Annotated in this window: 21 protein-coding genes; 12 read left to right on the top strand and 9 right to left on the bottom strand. The window is 38.2% G+C overall.

The window, feature by feature from the left end; all coding sequences use genetic code 11:
- Positions 1 to 122 precede the first annotated feature (122 nt).
- The 4 genes from dapF to LB467_RS12600 all read left to right on the top strand — a co-directional run bounded on the left by dapF (position 123) and on the right by LB467_RS12600 (position 3,348).
- The gene (gene dapF / locus LB467_RS12615) at positions 123 to 917 is read left to right on the top strand and encodes a diaminopimelate epimerase (protein WP_224474399.1); all 795 of its coding nucleotides are present in this window, start codon (positions 123 to 125) and stop codon (positions 915 to 917) included.
- The gene (locus LB467_RS12610) at positions 905 to 1,429 is read left to right on the top strand and encodes a GNAT family N-acetyltransferase (RefSeq protein WP_224474398.1); all 525 of its coding nucleotides are present in this window, start codon (positions 905 to 907) and stop codon (positions 1,427 to 1,429) included. The genes dapF and LB467_RS12610 overlap by 13 nt, the downstream gene beginning before the upstream one ends.
- Complete coding sequence (gene mltG, locus LB467_RS12605; RefSeq protein ID WP_224474397.1) at positions 1,429 to 2,472, top strand: endolytic transglycosylase MltG; 1,044 nt, start codon at positions 1,429 to 1,431, stop codon at positions 2,470 to 2,472. Before LB467_RS12610 ends, mltG begins: the two co-directional genes overlap by 1 nt.
- A 204-nt stretch (positions 2,473 to 2,676) precedes the next feature.
- Positions 2,677 to 3,348: a peptidoglycan-binding protein LysM gene (locus LB467_RS12600; protein ID WP_224474396.1), complete on the top strand. Its 672-nt coding sequence runs from the start codon at positions 2,677 to 2,679 to the stop codon at positions 3,346 to 3,348.
- On the opposite strand, the gene LB467_RS12595 is transcribed toward LB467_RS12600, so the two are convergent.
- Genes LB467_RS12595 through dnaA form a run of 3 tightly spaced genes read right to left on the bottom strand, consistent with a single transcriptional unit; the run spans position 3,345 to position 5,978 of the window.
- Entirely contained in the window at positions 3,345 to 4,070 is a 726-nt protein-coding gene (locus LB467_RS12595; protein WP_224474395.1) for an SAM-dependent methyltransferase, read from the bottom strand. The genes LB467_RS12600 and LB467_RS12595 overlap by 4 nt on opposite strands.
- On the bottom strand, positions 4,070 to 4,540 hold the full coding sequence (locus LB467_RS12590) for a low molecular weight protein-tyrosine-phosphatase (RefSeq protein ID WP_224474394.1): 471 nt from the start codon (positions 4,538 to 4,540) through the stop codon (positions 4,070 to 4,072). The genes LB467_RS12595 and LB467_RS12590 overlap by 1 nt, the downstream gene beginning before the upstream one ends.
- A gap of 10 nt (positions 4,541 to 4,550) precedes the next feature.
- A complete protein-coding gene (gene dnaA, locus LB467_RS12585) occupies positions 4,551 to 5,978 on the bottom strand; it encodes a chromosomal replication initiator protein DnaA (protein ID WP_224474393.1) in 1,428 nt (475 codons plus the stop codon).
- A 204-nt stretch (positions 5,979 to 6,182) separates the two neighbouring features.
- Here dnaA and LB467_RS12580 point away from each other — a divergent pair, with 204 nt between their 5' ends.
- Positions 6,183 to 6,578 carry an acyl-CoA thioesterase gene (locus LB467_RS12580; protein ID WP_224474392.1) on the top strand — a complete coding sequence of 132 codons (396 nt, stop codon included), beginning with the start codon at positions 6,183 to 6,185 and terminating at the stop codon, positions 6,576 to 6,578.
- Between the two features lie 120 nt (positions 6,579 to 6,698).
- Here the strand turns inward: LB467_RS12580 and LB467_RS12575 are convergent, their stop codons facing one another.
- From LB467_RS12575 to ribD, 4 genes are read right to left on the bottom strand one after another with little or no spacing between them, the layout of a single operon-like run.
- Positions 6,699 to 7,307, bottom strand: coding sequence for an IMPACT family protein (locus LB467_RS12575; protein ID WP_224474391.1), 609 nt, complete (start codon positions 7,305 to 7,307; stop codon positions 6,699 to 6,701).
- A 46-nt stretch (positions 7,308 to 7,353) separates the two neighbouring features.
- Positions 7,354 to 8,226: an EamA family transporter gene (locus tag LB467_RS12570; RefSeq protein WP_224474390.1), complete on the bottom strand. Its 873-nt coding sequence runs from the start codon at positions 8,224 to 8,226 to the stop codon at positions 7,354 to 7,356.
- Entirely contained in the window at positions 8,223 to 8,831 is a 609-nt protein-coding gene (locus LB467_RS12565) for an HAD family hydrolase (protein WP_224474389.1), read from the bottom strand. The genes LB467_RS12570 and LB467_RS12565 overlap by 4 nt, the downstream gene beginning before the upstream one ends.
- Complete coding sequence (ribD, locus tag LB467_RS12560; RefSeq protein ID WP_224474388.1) at positions 8,824 to 9,870, bottom strand: bifunctional diaminohydroxyphosphoribosylaminopyrimidine deaminase/5-amino-6-(5-phosphoribosylamino)uracil reductase RibD; 1,047 nt, start codon at positions 9,868 to 9,870, stop codon at positions 8,824 to 8,826. Before ribD ends, LB467_RS12565 begins: the two co-directional genes overlap by 8 nt.
- A gap of 28 nt (positions 9,871 to 9,898) precedes the next feature.
- Here ribD and LB467_RS12555 point away from each other — a divergent pair, with 28 nt between their 5' ends.
- The 5 genes from LB467_RS12555 (at position 9,899) to ligA (ending at position 14,826) form a co-directional block, all read left to right on the top strand.
- Complete coding sequence (locus tag LB467_RS12555) at positions 9,899 to 10,384, top strand: GNAT family N-acetyltransferase (RefSeq protein WP_224474387.1); 486 nt, start codon at positions 9,899 to 9,901, stop codon at positions 10,382 to 10,384.
- A gap of 196 nt (positions 10,385 to 10,580) precedes the next feature.
- On the top strand, positions 10,581 to 11,438 hold the full coding sequence (gene prmC, locus LB467_RS12550; protein WP_224474386.1) for a peptide chain release factor N(5)-glutamine methyltransferase: 858 nt from the start codon (positions 10,581 to 10,583) through the stop codon (positions 11,436 to 11,438).
- Between the two features lie 90 nt (positions 11,439 to 11,528).
- On the top strand, positions 11,529 to 12,134 hold the full coding sequence (locus LB467_RS12545; RefSeq protein WP_394371788.1) for an LOG family protein: 606 nt from the start codon (positions 11,529 to 11,531) through the stop codon (positions 12,132 to 12,134).
- A 10-nt stretch (positions 12,135 to 12,144) separates the two neighbouring features.
- Complete coding sequence (locus LB467_RS12540; RefSeq protein WP_224474384.1) at positions 12,145 to 12,813, top strand: VOC family protein; 669 nt, start codon at positions 12,145 to 12,147, stop codon at positions 12,811 to 12,813.
- 18 nt (positions 12,814 to 12,831) lie between these two features.
- On the top strand, positions 12,832 to 14,826 hold the full coding sequence (gene ligA / locus LB467_RS12535) for an NAD-dependent DNA ligase LigA (protein ID WP_224474383.1): 1,995 nt from the start codon (positions 12,832 to 12,834) through the stop codon (positions 14,824 to 14,826).
- Positions 14,827 to 14,891: 65 nt separating this feature from the next.
- Here ligA and LB467_RS12530 read toward each other — a convergent pair whose 3' ends face one another.
- Both LB467_RS12530 and LB467_RS12525 read right to left on the bottom strand, forming a co-directional pair.
- Positions 14,892 to 15,800: a bifunctional metallophosphatase/5'-nucleotidase gene (locus tag LB467_RS12530; protein WP_224474382.1), complete on the bottom strand. Its 909-nt coding sequence runs from the start codon at positions 15,798 to 15,800 to the stop codon at positions 14,892 to 14,894.
- Between the two features lie 95 nt (positions 15,801 to 15,895).
- On the bottom strand, positions 15,896 to 16,654 hold the full coding sequence (locus tag LB467_RS12525) for a 5'-nucleotidase C-terminal domain-containing protein (RefSeq protein WP_224474381.1): 759 nt from the start codon (positions 16,652 to 16,654) through the stop codon (positions 15,896 to 15,898).
- A gap of 302 nt (positions 16,655 to 16,956) precedes the next feature.
- Here LB467_RS12525 and LB467_RS12520 point away from each other — a divergent pair, with 302 nt between their 5' ends.
- Positions 16,957 to 17,655: a hypothetical protein gene (locus LB467_RS12520; protein ID WP_224474380.1), complete on the top strand. Its 699-nt coding sequence runs from the start codon at positions 16,957 to 16,959 to the stop codon at positions 17,653 to 17,655.
- Between the two features lie 201 nt (positions 17,656 to 17,856).
- On the top strand, positions 17,857 to 18,735 hold the full coding sequence (gene dapA / locus LB467_RS12515; RefSeq protein WP_224474379.1) for a 4-hydroxy-tetrahydrodipicolinate synthase: 879 nt from the start codon (positions 17,857 to 17,859) through the stop codon (positions 18,733 to 18,735).
- Positions 18,736 to 18,891 lie beyond the last annotated feature (156 nt).

The following is an 18,891-nucleotide window of genomic DNA, read 5'->3' as shown; positions in this document are numbered from 1 at the left end:
TTTTATAAAATTCAACTTTAAAATTATAACATTAGTATCTGTAGTTTTTAACTTTAACGGCCATTTAACATCCTCAAAATCGTGTTATTTATAGTATCTTTGTAGCCCCTAAAATTAACGTAATGAAAATTCCATTTTATAAATATCAAGGCACCGGAAACGATTTTGTGATGATAGACAACCGTCAACAATTGTTATCCAAAAATAATACCAGAATAATTAAAAAGCTTTGCGACCGTAAATTTGGCATTGGGGGCGATGGCCTTATACTTTTAGAAAATCCCGAAGTTGAAGGAGACGATTTTAAAATGGTTTATTTCAATGCTGACGGAAATGAAAGCAGCATGTGTGGTAATGGCGGGCGTTGCCTCGTTGCATTTGCTAAATTTCTGGGAATTATAGAAAATGAAGCTACTTTTACTGCGATAGACGGACCTCACAAAGCAACAATTAGCGATCACGAGGTGAGTTTGCAAATGCAAAACCTTTCAGAAATAAAACAACTGGGAAATAGCGCTTTTCTTGATACCGGATCCCCGCATCACGTGGTTTTTACAAAAAATGTGGCCGACCTTGATGTAAAAAAGGAAGGAGCGTTAATTAGATATTCAGATGAGTATGTTACCAATGGGGGAACCAACGTGAATTTTGTAGATATGCAGGAAGAAAATACTTTCCTGGTTAGAACTTACGAAAGGGGAGTGGAAGACGAAACACTTTCTTGCGGCACAGGAGTTACCGCTGTCGCCTTGGCAGCGCATGCGTCGGGAAAAGCTAATGCTAATACGGTAAAGCTCATTGTTCCCGGCGGAGAATTATCGGTTTCTTTCCAGAAAGAAAATGGAACTTATACCGATGTTTGGTTAACCGGGCCTGCAGAACAGGTTTTTAAAGGTGAAATAGTATGTCAAGCCTAAAAGGAAATAAGGTCTATCTGCGAGCCCTGGAGCCGGAAGATCTCGATTTTGTTCACAGGGTGGAGAACACCGAAGAGTTTTGGGAAGTAAGCGCTACCCAAACTCCTTATTCCAGGTTTATGATTAAACAATACCTGGAAAATGCGCATCGTGATATTTACGATGTTAAGCAGCTGCGTTTAGTGATATGCGATTTAAAAGACAAAGAAGTCGGACTAATAGATATCTTCGATTTTGAACCTAAAGACCGTAGGGCAGCTTTGGGAATTTTAATAGCCGATCCTTCAGAACGGGGTAAAGGTTATGGAGAAGAATCCCTAAAACTTATTTGCAATTACTGTTTTAAACATCTTGCCATGCACCAGGTTTACGCCAATATTGCTGGGGGAAACGAAACCAGTGTGAAACTTTTTGAAAACCTGGGTTTTCAACGAGTGGGCGTAAAGAAAGACTGGACTTATTCAAACGGCCGGTTTAAAGATGAAATTCTATATCAATTGATCAATAAATAATGTACATTAAAAAAATCCTACTGGCTATTGCCATTCTTGGGCTTATAGGCCTTTCTGTTTTTAGCTATTATATTTATACGAGTATCTTTTCAGCAAACACGAGTTTTTCAGAAAAAGAAAAGTTGGTTTATGTGCCTACCGGTGCAGATTATCAAACCGTAATAGACAGTCTTCAGCCTTATATTGAGGATATGGAGTCTTTTGATTTGGTTGCCCGTAAAAAAGGTTATGCTTCAAATATTAGAGCTGGGAGATACGCCATAAGCTCTGGCATGAATAACAATCAGTTGGTAAACGCCTTGCGCAGCGGAAATGTTCCGGTTAAATTAACTTTTAATAACCAGGAGCGCCTGGAGAATCTCGCCGGAAGAATTGCCGATCAAATTGAAGCCGATAGTACTGCTTTAATCGAAGTTTTTAAAGATGAAAAATTTTTAGCTGAAAATAATTTTACGGAAGCCGAAGCTTTAGCGATGTATATTCCGAATCAATATGAATTTTACTGGAATACTTCGGCAGAAGAATTTAGGGAACGAATGAAGCGGGAATATGATCGCTTCTGGACCGAAGAAAAACGGCAAAAAGCTGAGGAAATTGGCTTAAACCCTAAAGAAGTTTCAACTCTGGCTTCCGTAGTTCATAAAGAGACCGCTAAGGTAGATGAACGCCCTAAAGTGGCCGGTGTTTATATGAATCGTTACAAAAATGGGTGGAAATTAGATGCCGATCCTACCGTAATTTATGCGCTTAAACACAAGACTCAAAAATGGGATACCATTATAAAGAGAGTGCTCTATAAAGACCTGGAACTCGATTCGCCTTACAATACTTATATTTATAAAGAATTACCTCCGGGGCCTATATTTATGCCAGATATTTCAGCGATAAATGCAGTGCTTAATTATGAAGATCACGATTACTTCTATTTTGTAGCAGATGTTCAAAATTTTGGTTATCATAAATTCGCAAAAAATTTAGCACAGCATAATCGAAATAAACAGGAATATGTGCGTTGGATTAACAAGCAGGGCGTAAAAAGATAAGAATAATTTTCCCCTCATTTTATTAAGAAAGCTCTAACGCCTTTGCCTTCTTACAGGCATGTTAAGCCTTTTAGAACTTTATAGTTAACTTAACATCTTGTACTTCAGATTTTTAAAATTTATTGTACATTTGCACGGCAAAATTGAAAGGGGCGTAAGCTTAATTTTTAGCCTAAACCGTTAACCTTTCAGAAACAAAATGTAATGAGAAAGAAAGTTGCAAAATTTTCAATCTTGCCTGTATTTGCAGGCTGCATGTTTTTCAGTTTTTCAACTAGAGAAGCAGCAAATTTGGAAATTGAAGGTTATTCAACTTCCAATCTGGATCTAAACTATACTGTGGCCCTTTTAGAGGAAAGCGAATTAGCAAAAGATCTAAGCCTTGAGAGGGCGTTACCTGAACTGGGAAAGTCCTATGTAGGTTTTAAAGAAGCGGTAGGTTTTAAAGAATCCCGCGGAAATTACCGAACAATCAATGAGTTTGGTTATATGGGGAAATACCAATTTGGTATTGGTACCTTGGAATTACTGGGTATATACAACGGTGCTGAATTCCTAAACTCACCACAACTCCAGGAGGCAGCTTTTTATACCAATGCTTCCAGGAATAAATGGATATTAATACGTGATATTGCCCGTTTTGAAGGGAAAGTAATCAACGGGGTAGAAGTAACCGAATCTGGAATTCTTGCTGCTGCTCACCTTTCGGGGCCGGGAAGTGTAAAGAAATATCTTAGAAGCTGGGGTGCGCAATCTTTTAGCGACGCGTTTGGAACTTCTATTAGAAACTATATGAAGAAATTTGGAGGCTATGATACTTCATTTGTAATACCTGAGAAAAATCCGAGAGTGAATATTAAAGCTTTTAGAGCTTAAATTTCTTTCTGAAAAATAAAAATAGCAGGCCTCTTATGGAGGTCTGTTTTTGTTTTCCCCCATTCTGAAACCGGTTTAGTCACAATATATTCAGTAGGAAGGGTAAGGTCACAGGCGACACAAAGCCGGGTTGCAGGATTTAAAAGCTGGAGCAAATCTTCAAGCAATTTATTGTTTCGGTAAGGGGTTTCAATAAAAATTTGTGCTTCCTGTTTTTCGAAAGAAAGCCGTTCCAAATCTTTGATTTCCTTTTTTCGCTCTTTTTTATCTATAGGTAAATAGCCATTGAAGGTAAAACGCTGGCCGTTCATTCCACTGCCCATCATAGCCAGTAAAATTGAAGAAGGTCCAACTAAAGGAATCACCTGAATACCTTCGTTGTGCGCAATTTTAACGATTTCAGCCCCAGGATCTGCCACACCGGGACAACCGGCTTCACTCAATAAACCTATATTTTTTCCTTCTTTACAATCATTTAAAAATGAAGGGATTTCTGAAGCTTCAGTGAATTTATTAAGATGAAAAAATTGAAGTTCAAACTGTTGCTTTTGCGGAACCAGTTTTTTTATATGTCTCCTGGCGGTTTTTTCATTTTCAGCAATAAAAATATCCAGGCTTTCCATAATTTCTTTAACCTGAATTGGAAGAACCTGCATTGGGTTTGCCGCTCCCATAGTGGTAGGGATCAGGTAAAGTTTCCCGGAATATTTGAAGTCTGACATTAAGCCTTGTTTTCTTCCTTAAGTTGTTCTGCTATCTTTTCACAGGCTTCATCAAGCATTTGGAAGACATTTTCAAAGCCGTGTTCTCCGCCAAAATAAGGATCGGGAACATCTACGTTTTCCGCTGGAAATATTTCATCGAGGATCAGCTGAACTTTCGCCCGGTCATCATCATTTCTGGCCAGGGAAATCACATCTTTAAAATTTGAATTATCCATCACATAAATGCGATCGAATTTATCAAAATCTTCAGCTTGAAACTGTCTTCCGCGCTGGTAAGTGATATCCAGGTTGTTCTTTTTTGCTATTGCAATAGAGCGTGGATCGGGCGAATCGTCTATATGATAATCGCCGGTGCCAGCCGAATCTACAAAAACCTTAGATTCGTCTACTTTAGATTTTAAAATTCCCTCGGCAAGCGGTGATCTGCAAATATTGCCGAGGCACACCATCAATACCTTAGTCTTCATAAAAATGCTTTTATATGGTAAGTTTTTTGTTGAGGTCTTCAACAAATTTTTTGAATTGCTTATCTGTCGTGGCCAGGTTATCTACCGTCTTGCAGGCGTGTAAAACCGTGGCGTGATCGCGTTTTCCAATTTGAGAACCAATGCTTGCTAAAGAAGCTTTGGTGAATTTCTTTGCAAAGAACATGGCCAGTTGTCTTGCCTGTACAATATGTCTTTTACGGGTCTTTGACTGCAAGGTTTGCACATCCATCTGGAAATAATCGCTAACTACCTTTTGAATGTAATCTATAGAAACTTCACGTTTGGTATTCTTTACGTAGTTGTCTACGATTTTCTTCGCAAGTTCTAAAGTGATATCTTTTTTGTTGAAAGAAGAGTGGGCGATAAGCGATATGATTGCGCCTTCCAGTTCCCTGATATTGGTTTTGATATTGTTTGCCAAAAACTCTACGATCTCTTCCGGCATTTCTACGCCGTCGCGATAAAGTTTGTTTTTAATGATGGAAACCCGGGTTTCAAAATCGGGATGTTGCAATTCAGCCGAAAGTCCCCATTTAAACCTTGAAAGCAGGCGTTGTTCAATATCCTGCATATCTACCGGTGCTTTATCACTGGTAAGGATTACCTGTTTTCCATTTTGATGTAAATGATTAAAGATGTGGAAAAATACATCCTGAGTTCCCGCTTTTCCGGAAAGCAACTGTATATCATCAACAATTAAAACATCGATAATCTGGTAAAAATGAATAAAGTCGTTCCGGTTATTTTTCTTAACCGATTCTATATATTGCTGAGTAAATTTTTCTGCAGAAATATATAAAACGGTCTTTTCGGGGTATTTGTCTTTAATTTCAACCCCAATTGCGTGTGCTAGGTGTGTTTTTCCCAGTCCTACGCCACCAAAGATAAGCAACGGGTTAAAAGAAGTCCCTCCCGGTTTATTGGCTACAGCCAAACCAGCCGATCTTGCCAATCGGTTGGAATCTCCTTCCAGGAAATTCTCGAAATTGTAACTCGGGTTAAGCTGGGATTCGATCTTTACATTTCTAATTCCAGGGATTATAAAAGGATTTTTTAATTCTGGATTTTTATTCTTTATAGGTACATCTACCTCCTGGGAAGCCATATGACTCCGTTGCGTACTCGGAATCTTCTCGGTAAATGGCATTTTGTTTCCGTAGGTATTTTCCATTTTGATCACATAGACCAATTTAGCTTTTTCCCCTAATTCTTTGGTAAGCGAAACCTTTAAAAGTTTTACATAGTGTTCTTCCAGCCATTCGTAAAAAAACTTTGAGGGCACCTGTATGCTAAGGGCACAATCTGTAAGTTTTACTGCTTGTATAGGTTCAAACCACGTTTTATAAGCCTGTGGAGTGATGTTATCTTTGATAAAAGCCAGACAGCTATTCCAAACTGATTGCGCAGTTTTTGACATGCTTTGTGTTGTGTATTTTAGATTAGTAGTGGTTTATTAGCAGTTAAAAGATATAGGGGTCTTTCAACTTGAGTGGAACAAATATGTGAACAAATTATGTAATAAAAAAACCGGTTTGGGGTTGAATTTTAAGAAATTTTTGTGCATACTTAAATCCGATTATGAAAGTACAAAACCTCATTCACTTTACCTGTTAAATTCAATATGAAAAGTCACGAAACATATGTTAAAGTCCGCTATGCGGAAACCGATCAAATGGGGGTAGTACACCACGGAAACTACGCACAATACTTCGAAATCGCCCGACTGGACTGGTTATCGGCTTTAGGAATATCTTATAAAACTATGGAAGAAAACGGGGTTATGTTACCCGTGTATGAACTCAATACCAAATTTTTAAAACCCGCTGTTTTTGAAGATGAACTGAGAATTGAAGTGCAATTAAAAGAGGTTCCATCGGTGAAAATTACTTTTGAATATATGGTTTTTAACCAATGTGAAGACTTGCTCACCAAAGCTTACACAACTTTGGTTTTTATGGATTCCAAGACCAAAAAACCAATTCGATGTCCTCAATATATTTTAGATAAGTTGAAGTAAATTTTTTCTTTCAGCAAAAAATCGTCATTACGAACGGAGTGAAGTAATCTGTCAATGATTATTCCAATATTACAGATTTCTTCTCCCGATTATCATCGGGATCGCAATGACAAGAAAAGTTCAATCTTCCAACCTCTTTATCCCGACCTTGTAAGTTGATTCAAACTTTTCGAATATCGATTCGGCGTCTTTTTTCCTTACGGAAATATAAATTTTGCAATCCAGTTCCAGTTTTTGCTCAATTACGTTAAGGTTATTTTCCTTAATCAATCGCATCACAATATTCATTTCGGGGTAATCAAAACTGATCTCAAAAACCTCGTCTATAGTCCTGGTGACAATATTGGCTTCTTCCAGCGCCATTTGCGCCGCGGTTTTATAAGCGTTGATCAAACCACCAACTCCAAGTTTTACGCCGCCAAAATACCGCACCACCACAATTAAAATATTGGTGACTTCAAAAGACTGGATTTGCCCATAAATTGGCATGCCGGCAGAATTTGAAGGTTCCCCGTCATCATTAGCGCGATATTGAAAATCTGATTTCCCCAGTTGCCAGGCATAACACCAGTGCCGCGCTTTATGATGTTTACTCTTTAATTCTTCCAAATGAATATTAGCCTCTTCTTCGGTTTTTACCGGAAATGCATAACCGAAAAACTTAGAATTCCGGTCTTTAAACAAGACTTCGGGGGAAGCTTTGGTGATGGTTTTATAAGTGTCTTTCATTCTTGTGTGTTTTAGACCTCACAGGTTTCCAAAACCTGTGAGGTCTTTATTGACTGCTAGCCACCAGTATAATACTTATTATCGCAAGGGCAATTCCAATCCAGTTTTTCTTTAGCAAAACCTCTTTAAAAAGCACAATTCCAAGAATAGTAGAGGCCAAAACAATACCCACATGGTTTAAGGTGAAAATCACCGAATTCTCAATACCTGGAGAGCGTAACGCCATCACCAGGAAATAAATAGAGAAATAGTTCGGAATTCCCAGCGCAATCCCACCGACTATGTTTTTCCAGGTTATTTTTAATTTTCCTAAAACAGCCTGGCCAATTAGAATAGAAGTTCCAATAATCCCGGCGATTCCAAAAATACTGGAAGAAAAGAGTCCAACATCGGTTTCAGAAACATAGAAATTTTCCAGGTAATTGAGCGTGGTGTCTATAATTCCGCTTCCGAAGAAAACCAGTAAAGGGAATATTAAGTTCCTTTTCTTTATTTTAATGCCTTTTTCAGTTTTAATCGAACTTAAATAAACCGCTGCGAGTGCGAGTATGATCCCGGTAACTTTTAAAAACCCCAGGCTTTCATTGTAAATAAATATACCGAAGAAAACAGGAATGGCAACCGACATCTTTGTAGCTACTGACACTACCGAAAGTCCGCTACGTTGAGTGGTAATCGCTGCAAGGTTAAAAACCGTAATAAACATAGCCCCCAGGAAAACAGTTCCCAAAAACCAGGATTCCGAAGGAATTCTTACCAGATCCTCAACGCCATCAATATAGCCGAAAAACCCAACGATGCAGGCGATGAAATAATTTACGATAATGGCCTGCAGTGTATTAACGCCATACTTTTTATAAAGCCTGAACACGACAAAAATTACCGTGGAAGAAAGGATGCTAAGCAGCAGGTAGATCAAAATAAGTCCTTTTTGGCAGTAAATAAATCGATCACATCTTCGTGGGTGGGTTCAATATTCCAGGTGTGAATTCCTAATTCCTCAGCTGCGTCTGTATTTTCCCGGGTGTCGTCTATAAAAAGGCATTCTTCGGGCTTTAAATCGTGTTCTTTTAAAACGAACTCATAAATTTCAGCATCGGGCTTTCTAAAATTGATCTCGTGCGAAAGATAAAACGCATCAAAGCAAGTCTGGAAATCTTCGAAAAACGGTACATTCTCCTTAACCCAGTCAATATGGATTTCGTTGGTGTTGCTCAATAGAATCAACTGGTAATTTTTTTCTTCGGAAAGCTTTTTTAAAAACTGGTATCGATATTCGGGAAAATCAACTAAAATCGCGTTCCATGAATTTTTAAAATGTTCTTCCTGAAGCTGCGAATGTTCAGTACGGTAGGATTTTACAAATTCTTCGGAAGAAATAAGCCCTTTTTCGTATTGTTGATTAATATTTAGTAAATTTTCTGAAAGCTCAGCGATTTCATATTTCCCCATTTCACGCATCGTAGCCGGTTTGTCCAGGTTTATAAATACGTCTCCAAAATCAAAAATTATCGTTTTAATCATTTTTGTAAATTTTTAAATTATCTCGCTCCAGGGCGGTTTCTGAAAGTATTTTTCCTGAAAACTCCGGCGCCTTTAGACCTTTATGAAATTCAGAAGTCCCTGTAAAAATCCGGGCTTCATCCCAGAAATTATTATTAATAAAGGTCTGAAGCGTTTTTGCTCCACCTTCAATAATAACCGATTGTAAATTATGTTTATAAAGCACATCGCAAATTTGTTCAGGCAAATTTTGGTGAAGATCGAGCTTTTCAAAAACTAAATTTTCGTTTTTTATTGCGTTTTCAGGCTGTTTTTTGGTTAGTACAATCGTTTTTATGAGACCATCAAACAAAGCAGATTCCTGTGGTATCTTTAAATCTTTATCGATCACCACCCGAACCGGATTAGCACCTTCCCAAAGCCTCGTGTTTAGTTTAGGGTTATCGGCAATTGCGGTATTGGTGCCTACTAAAATTGCCTGTTCTTCGCTGCGCCATTTATGCACCAGTTTTTTGGAATATTGATTGGTGATCCAAACCGGTTCCCGTTTTTCCTGAATTTCAGGAGCGATAAATCCATCACTAGTTTGTGCCCATTTCAAAATAATATAAGGTCGCTTTTTTTGATGAAACGTAAAAAAGCGTTTGTTCAACTCTTGGCATTCTTTTTCTAGAATTCCAACCTGAACCTTACACCCGGCTTCCAATAATTTTTTGATTCCCCGGCCGGCGACTTCAGCAAAAGGATCTACGCAGCCAATCACTACCTTTTTAATACCTTTGGCGATAATCAAATCACTGCAGGGCGGCGTTTTTCCAAAATGACTGCAAGGTTCCAGGCTCACGTAAATAGTAGCCTTTTTTAAAATCGAAGCATCTTTAACTGAGTTAATAGCGTTCACCTCGGCATGTGGCTCTCCTGCTTTTTGATGCCAGCCTTCACTAATTATCCTGTCTTTATAAACAATCACGCTGCCTACCAGCGGATTGGGATAAGTATTTCCGAGTCCGTTTTTGGCCAGTTCAATACAGCGTTTTATATATTTTTCCTGTATATTCACGCCACTAAAATAGGATTATTTACCAAGAATGAGCACGCTAAAAATACGGGAAATTCAACCCGAAGACAATCAACAAGTTGCCGAAGTAATAAGAAAGGTTTTGGTGGAAATGGGCGTTCCCAAGGTAGGAACCGCCTACGAAGACAAGGCCCTGGACGATATGTTTGCAACTTATCAACACCCCCGAATGAATTATTTTGTGGTGGAAGAAGACGGAAAAATAATTGGAGGAGCAGGGATCGCACCTTTAATTGGATTGGAAGAAAAAATATGTGAACTCCAGAAAATGTACTTTTTGCCGGAAGCCCGTGGCAAAGGCCTGGGTGCGCAAATGATGGACACCTGCCTTAAATTTGCCAAATCGCAGGGTTTTGAAAAATGCTACATTGAAACCCTGCCTTATATGGAAAGCGCCAGGAAACTTTATGGCCGAAGCGGCTTTAAATCTTTAGAAAAACCCCTTGGCAACACCGGACATTATAATTGTACGATGTGGATGATTAGGGATGTTTAGAAGCCGGATAAAAGAGACGAGATTCAAGAGAAAAGAGTTGAGGTTTAAAATTTAAGGTTCAGGGTTCAGGGTTCAGGGTTCAGGGTTCAGAGTTCAAAGTTTATTGTTTACAAACCACAAACCACAAACCACAAACCACACAAACCCAGAACTCAAAACCGACAACCGAGAACCCACAACCCACAACCGAAGAAGAATGAAACTTAAAGTACAAAAAGAGATCTTCATAAAAGCGCTGGAGAACGATTATCCTGCGGAAGAGGTGCTTTCTTTTTTCTTTTTGCTAACCGAAGCTTTTTTCGGAATAAAACGAATAGACCTGGCTTTAGATCCCGAGGTCGAAATTGATGAAATTCAGGCGGGAAAATTTGGTTCAGCTTTATCGCGATTAAAAAATCACGAACCTATTCAGCATATTATTGGAGAAACAGAATTTTTCGGATTAATATTTAAAGTTGATAGAAATGTGTTGGTGCCAAGGCCGGAAACCGAAGAATTGGTACAATGGATCTTAGATGATTTTTCTTCTGGAAATAATGCACTGAAAATCCTGGACATAGGAACTGGAAGCGGCTGTATCGCGATAAGCCTGGCGAAAAATCTTCCGCAGGCAAAAATTTCAGCAATAGATATTTCTGAAAAAGCGCTGGAAATTGCCAAAATCAATGCTGAAATTAATAAAGTGAACCTGGATTTGATTCAGCAAGATATTCTTGAGTTAGAAAAACTTTTGCAAAATTTTGATCTTATTGTTTCTAATCCGCCTTACGTGCGGGAGTTGGAGAAAAAGGAGATGCACCGAAATGTATTAGAGTACGACCCTCCAACTGCCTTATATGTTAAAGATGAAAATCCTTTACTTTTCTACTATAAAATCACGAAATTGGCTAAGAATGCCCTGAAATCCGGCGGAAAGCTTTATTTTGAGATTAATCAATACCTGGCTAAAGAAACCGAAGAGATGATGCAGGAACATGGATTTAAAACAGAATTGCGAAGAGATATTTTTGGTAATTTCAGGATGTTAAAAGGAGAGCTCATTAAGGTCATTTGATTAGTCCAGTTTCGCTGGATAACTGTCACTTCGAGCGCCGTCGGGAAGTCCGTTCTTAGAATGATTTTTCAGTCTTTAAAAACTATAATTTTGGAAAACAATAGCGAAAATCAATTAGAAAGCATTGCAGTGTTTTGTGCAAGCAGCGAGGGCAATGATGAAAAAATATACACTGAATCTTACCGCCTGGGAAAAGTTTTGGCTCAAAAAAGCATCAAACTTGTTTTCGGAGGGAGTAAACTAGGCTTAATGGGGCAGGTTGCTGCCGGCACTCTCCAAAATGGGGGCGAAGTTATCGGGGTGATCCCAGACTTTCTTAAAACCAAAGAAGTTGTTCATACCGATTTAACCGAATTGATCACCACCAAAGATATGCATGAGCGTAAGCTTAAGATGCACGAATTAAGCGATGGATTTATCGCCCTTCCAGGGGGATTTGGAACTTTTGAAGAACTTTTTGAAATCGTGACCTGGGGGCAATTAGGCTTGCACCAAAATCCAATAGGACTTTTAAATATCAATGGATTCTACGATGATCTAATCGAGATGCTTAAAACCATGGTTAGAAAAGGTCTGCTTAGAAAAGAGAATTTTGATCTTTTGCTAATTGCCGAAAATATTGAGGAGCTCCTGGAAAAAATGCATAATTTTAAACCTATGCCGGTTCCGAAATGGATGAATAAAGATCAGACCTAAAAAAGACGCTATGAAAATCCATAAACTTCAAATATATACCGATAATATCAAGCAGCAGCTTCGGTTTTACCGGGATAAATTAAATTTAGAAATCACCGATTATGCCGATGATTATTTTGAAGTTGAAACAGGATATTCCACTATAAAATTTCAGCGCAGAGAAAATGCCACAGCTTATCATATCGCTTTTCATATTCCCGATAATCAGCATGAATTAGCCCTGGAGTGGGTGAAGGAACGTAGTCCTGTTTTGCACGGTAACGGACAGGAAATTGTAGATTTTCTGGCCTGGAATGCGAAATCACTTTATTTTTATGATGAAGATAAAAATATAATCGAATTCATTTCCCGGGAAAGTTTTAGTAAACCGGAAACAACATTATTTTCGGAAAACAGTATTTTGGGAATAAGTGAAGTTGGTTTGGTGACTGAAAACATTACAGAAAAATTTGAGTTCTTAAAATCTAATTTTCAATTAGAAAAATACGATGGGGATTTTGAACGTTTTTGTGCGATTGGGGACGACGCAGGTTTGCTAATCACTATTAACCAAAAGCTAAAAGATTGGTTTCCTACCGATGATAAAGCCTATAAATCTGAATTCAAAATTGAATTTACTCACCAGGGGGAAAAACATTCCCTTATTTTTGAAAACGATAAACTAAAAGTTCAGCAATAACTTACCAGCCCGATTTTTATGAGTACCGAAGAAAAGATCAAGCAATTGCGCGAAGAATTACACAAGCATAATTATTTATACTACATAGAAGACAAGCCCGAGATCAGCGATTACGATTTTGATATGAAGCTGAATGAATTGCAGGATCTCGAAGAAAAAAATCCTGAATTTGAAGACGCTAATTCTCCCACCCGCCGTGTAGGCGGCGCTGTAACCAAGAATTTTGAAACTGTAGTCCACGATTACAGAATGTATTCGCTTTCAAATTCCTATTCCCAGGAGGAGCTGGAAGATTGGGAAAAACGCATCGAGAAATCTATCGGTGGTAAGGTGCAGTATGTCTGCGAGTTAAAATACGATGGCGCTTCTATTAGTCTTACTTATGAAGATGGGAAGTTAAAACGCGCAGTGACGCGTGGTGACGGATTTCAGGGGGATAATGTAACTAATAATGTAAAAACTATTCGGTCTATACCTTTAAAACTGAAAGGGGATTTTCCGCAGAAATTTGATATTCGGGGGGAGATTGTTTTGCCTTATGAAGGTTTTGCTAAAATGAATGCTGAAAGGGTGGAAGCCGGGGAAGAGCCTTATGCGAACCCGAGAAATACTGCTTCCGGAAGTTTAAAGTTGCAGGACAGTGCTGAGGTTGCCAAAAGACCTTTAGATTGCCTGCTTTATAGTTTAGTTGCTGAAAAATTACCGGTTAAATCTCAGTTTGAAGGCCTGGAAAAAGCCAGGGAATGGGGATTCAAAGTTCCGCCTGAAGCTGAATTAAAAGATAGTATTGCTGAAGTTTTGGATTATATAAACTACTGGGATCATCATCGTCACGATTTGCCTTACGAAACCGATGGCGTGGTGGTGAAAGTAAATAGTTTTGATCAGCAGGACGAATTGGGTTACACGGCCAAATCCCCGCGCTGGGCCATAGCTTATAAATTTAAGGCCGAGCAGGAAAGCACCAAATTAAATAAGATCACTTACCAGGTTGGAAGAACGGGAGCGATCACTCCGGTAGCGAACCTGGAACCGGTACAATTGGCGGGAACTACGGTAAAACGTGCCTCTTTGCATAATGCCGATCAAATTGAAAAGCTTGATGTGCGTGAAGGGGATGTTGTTTTTGTAGAGAAAGGCGGGGAAATAATTCCGAAGATCGTGGGGGTAGATTTTACCCAACGAGATCCTGAAACCCCCGAAACCCAATATGCCAAAGCCTGCCCCGAATGTGAAACCGAGTTAATTAGAAAAGAAGGCGAAGCCCAGCACTACTGCCCGAATTATAATGGTTGCCCTCCTCAGATTGTGGGAAGGATTCAGCATTTTATTTCCAGAAAAGCGATGGATATTGAAGGCCTGGGTGGTGAAACGGTTGCTTTATTGGTTAACGCGAATTTAATTACCAATTATGCCGATCTCTATATTCTAAAAAAAGAGGATATTCTCCCACTGGAACGAATGGCAGAGAAGTCGGCTGATAATTTGGTAAACGGGATTGAAAAATCTAAAGAAATTCCTTTTGAACGGGTTTTATTCGCTTTGGGAATAAGGTATGTGGGGGAAACCGTAGCCAAAAAACTGGCAAAACACTATAAAAATATAGAAGCCCTGGCTTCAGCTTCAACCGAAGATTTGACAGCTGTTGATGAAATAGGGGAACGCATCGCCGAAAGTGTGACCGATTTCTTTGCTTCCGAAGAAAACCGGGAGATCGTTCAGCGATTAGAAGACTACGGACTTCAACTGGAAATCGCTGCGGAAGAATTGGAAAATCAGAGTGATATACTGGAAGGAAATACATTTGTGATTTCGGGCGTTTTTGAGAAAGTTTCCAGGAACGAGCTCAAGAAAATGATAGAAGATAACGGCGGAAAAGTTTCAGGATCAATCTCAGGAAAAACCGATTACCTGGTTGCCGGTGAAAATATGGGTCCCAGCAAACTGGCAAAAGCCGAAAAACTAGGGACTAATATTGTAAGTGAAGACGAATTCCTGAAAATGCTTGATTAGTTTTGTGAAATTATTCCGCAGGAAATTCAGAAAAATAATTAAAGATAGGGATGGACATTTAGTGCTTAAACCTCAATCTTTAATCCATTAGCTTCAATTTTATTTTCATCATCCAGATAAAAATCAATTCTTCCCAGGTAAAGCCCGTAGCATCCAACCTGGTTTACTAAAACTTTTTTACCGGCCTTATTGGTTTCAATAGTGGGTTTATCAAGAAAAGTGTGGGTATGGCCGCCAATTATTAGATCAATATTCTCTGTAGCTTTTGCCAGTTTGATATCAGAAATTTTATCGTGGCTGTAGTCGTAACCTAAATGGGATAGGCAAATAACCAGATCACAATTTTTCTCTTCTTTAAGGATCCTTGTCATATCCTGAGCAATTTCTACAGGATCAAGGTATTTGGTTTCCTTGTAAAGGTTATCGTTTACTAAGCCCTGTAATTCAATTCCCAGTCCAAAAACACCAATTTTCACTCCGTCTTTAGTGAAAACCTTATGCTTTTGAGTATGCCCATCCATCACCGTATTGCTGAAATCATAATTTGAAGAAATAAAATCGAATTCAGCGTGGGGTAGTTGCGAATACAATCCGTCTATCCCGTTATCAAAATCGTGGTTTCCCAGGGTAGAGGCATCGTATTTCATTTTACTCATCAGTTTAAATTCCAGTTCGCCGCCGTAGAAATTAAAGTAAGGCGTTCCCTGGAAAATATCCCCCGCATCCAATAACAAGGTATTCGGATTTTTATTCCTGATCTGCTGAATTAAAGTTGCTCTCCTGGCTGCTCCGCCCATATTCGGATTTCTGGAATCGTCGGGGCCAAAAGGCTCAATATGGCTATGTACATCGTTGGTATGTAGAATGGTGATGTGCTTTTTGTAATTTGGTTTAAACGAAAGGGAGCTTAAGCCGCCAATTCCTATAAATGCTGTTGCTGCTGAGGTTTGTTGTATAAAATTTCTTCTTCTCATCACTTACTCGATAATCGGGATTTATTATTTCGAGATTTCTCGAAATTAAAAAAAATAATTTTCTAATCGTGCATAGGGACTTGTTCCCGGTTAACTTATTTTCTAATAAACCTATTGTCTTTTTCAACTTTTAGGGTGTCTATCTTTTTAAAATAATCTATAATTGCGTTACGTAGTTTATAATCTACTTTATAAAGTTCAACTGGATCTTTTAAAAAGTTCATATTGTCGCCACCTTGCTGCAAGTAGTCTGAAGTCGCCACAAAATAGGTCTTATCTTCATCAATTTTTTTACCCTTAATTTCTGCCCGGTTTACATTATAATTTTGATCCATTTCTATCTGGATTCCACTAACGGGATGAGCCGTTTTGGCTCGCTCCAGGTAAGAAAGCATTTCGTTAATTTTTTCTCCGGAAAGTTCAGTGACTACGATCTCATTTTCAAAAGGCATTAGTGCGTAAGCACTACGGGTAGAAATATTGCCTTTGTTTAAGCCAGATCTAATTCCGCCGTAATTCAGTAGCACCATATCTATTTCGTTGGCGGTCCTGCTTTTAAAGATTGGATTTGCCTGCTCCATTACAATATCAGCCATCAAATTACCAATCGCTGTATTTAGATCGCCATCGCTTTTCACCATATCCTTTGGGTTATAGGCTAAAGTGCTATCCAGGGTTTTATTGAGGTGTTCCTTAAAAGGAGCTACAAATTCTTCAATTTCCGGGTCGGCTTCAATATTTTCATCTATGGCAATTCGTTGCGCTTTAATTTCGGCTGTTTCAACTGAATTCCCTTTGCAACTTAATATAATTGCCGAAAGAAGCAGATAAAAACTTAATCTAATTTTCCTCATCCGTTTAGAATTTTAACCTGTTTTAGAAATTTGACAAAGACTTATATTTATTCTCCTCTACCTGCCAATTTTTGGGATTCAGCATCATGCTGATTTCATTTAATTTTTATTAAAAAACCAAAGATATGTAGATTATTCGGCTCGACTAAAAATTTTTTTTTGAAAAATCAGTGGTAATTCAACTGAAAAAGCGGGTATTTTATCGAAAAATTACATCATTAACTTAAAAACGCCAATGCTTTAGTAAAAAAGGTGAAAATGATAAAATGATTTTTATATTTTCGGGCCGCAATTTGTTGAAAATGAGTCTTTATCATTACATATTTATACTTCTTATTCCGCTACTGGCTGTAAACCTATATGCTACCTTAGCTGATGCCGACTGGTTGATGCAGGCTACAGAGGTCTTGTTTGTTACCGGGCTGGCAGGTATTTATTTAAGGCTAAACAAAAAAGCCGGTTTTAATGCGATGTTCTTTTTTGTATTTTTCATTTCCGCCCAAATCGCAGGCTTCTTTTTTAATACTTACAGTTTAACTATTTTTTCACTATTATTTTATATAGCTGCATATTTTGGTTTGAGCAGAGAAGCATTACAGAACACAGAGCGACAAACAGCGAGTAAAACAATGCTGATCTATTTTTTACTTCTTATTTCTATAAACACCTATTTATTGTTGATGCATGTAGTTGAACTTGAGAGCTATATGGCTAATAATTTTGAATTTTCTATTTATATAGTCTATTACAGTGTTTTATTACTGTTGGGTATATTCTCTCTCATCTATTATCTGAATTCCTATTCTAAAAAATCAGTTTACTTTGTTACACTGGTACTGGCATTTATATTTGCAGATGTTTTTAGAGATTCCGCATATTTTTATATGAAAGATTCTGCTATTTTAATTACAGGTAATTTACTTTGGTATACAGGATTAATTTTTTGTCTGCTTTTTTTTCTAACCCCCGAGCGTAAACTTCGCTTGATGAACCTTGTTTAATTTGCTGAGACATTTTTCCTTGTTTATTTTTTAACAGAAAAAACAAAGCTGTTAAATATGTGCTTTTTTCTAAATACAGAACTAGTTTTAAGGTGCTGAAGTTGGCAAAATTAATACATTTGTCGCCCGAAAATTTTGCATTTTTCAGTTTTAAGCTGAAATAGGGCAAATCTTTTCGATTATCACAAAAAAACAAAGAGAATGAAATCATTTATTGGTACCGGTGTTGCTTTGATAACTCCTTTTCAGGAAGATCTATCTGTAGATGTGCAGGAGCTGGAAAATCTGGTAGAGAACCAGATCGCAAATGGAATAGATTACCTGGTGGTTTTAGGAACAACCGCCGAAAGCGCCAGCCTGAATAAAGAAGAGAAACAACTCGTAATAGATACTGTTGTAAAACAGAATAATAACCGCCTGCCTTTAGTTCTAGGGCTTGGTGGAAATAACACCCATGCTCTTTGTGAAGAACTAAAAACCGGAGACTTTACGGGATTTGAAGCAATTCTTTCGGTTTCGCCATTTTACAACAAACCTACTCAGGAAGGAATTTACCAACATTTTAAGGCAGTAGCTGCTGCATCACCACTACCGGTGATTCTTTATAATGTACCGGGAAGAACCGCATCTAATATGCTGCCGGAAACCATAAACCGAATCGCCAGGGATTTTGATAATATTATTGGGGTTAAAGAAGCTGCCGGGGATATGGTACAGGCAATGAAATTAATAAGCCTGGTGCCAAAAGATTTCCTGGTAATTTCCGGAGACGATATGCTTACCCTTCCTATGGTTTTAGCCGGGGGAAAAGGAGTGATCTCAGTAATTGCACAAGGATTACCTGCGGAATTCTCTAAAATGGTTGCCCTAGGTTTAGAAGGAAAACCAACTGAAGCCTACGAACTTCATTATAAAATGCAGCGATCTATAGAATTGATTTTTGCTGAAGGAAATCCTGCCGGAATTAAAGCTTTGCTTGCCCAAAAAGGAAGTATTCAGAATTACCTGAGATTACCTTTGGTAAAAGCAACACCTGCACTTCAGCAGCAAATTGCAGATTTTCTGAAGAATTTCAAATAAAATTTATCGACTACTTATTTTAAAGTCTAAAAAGTTTTAAATTTCGTCAATGGTAATTTATTTCAGGATCTAATAAGTTGATAATTATCTCATGTTAGAATCCCGAAATAAATTCGGGATAAAGTCTGAAACCAGTTCAGCTTGACGAAAGGAGAA

Origin of the sequence: Salegentibacter tibetensis (genome assembly GCF_020164485.1) — a bacterium.
In the GTDB taxonomy this organism is placed as follows: domain Bacteria; phylum Bacteroidota; class Bacteroidia; order Flavobacteriales; family Flavobacteriaceae; genus Salegentibacter; species Salegentibacter tibetensis.
Note: the sequence above shows the minus strand (reverse complement) of the source record. Positions and strands in the feature narration are given on the sequence as shown.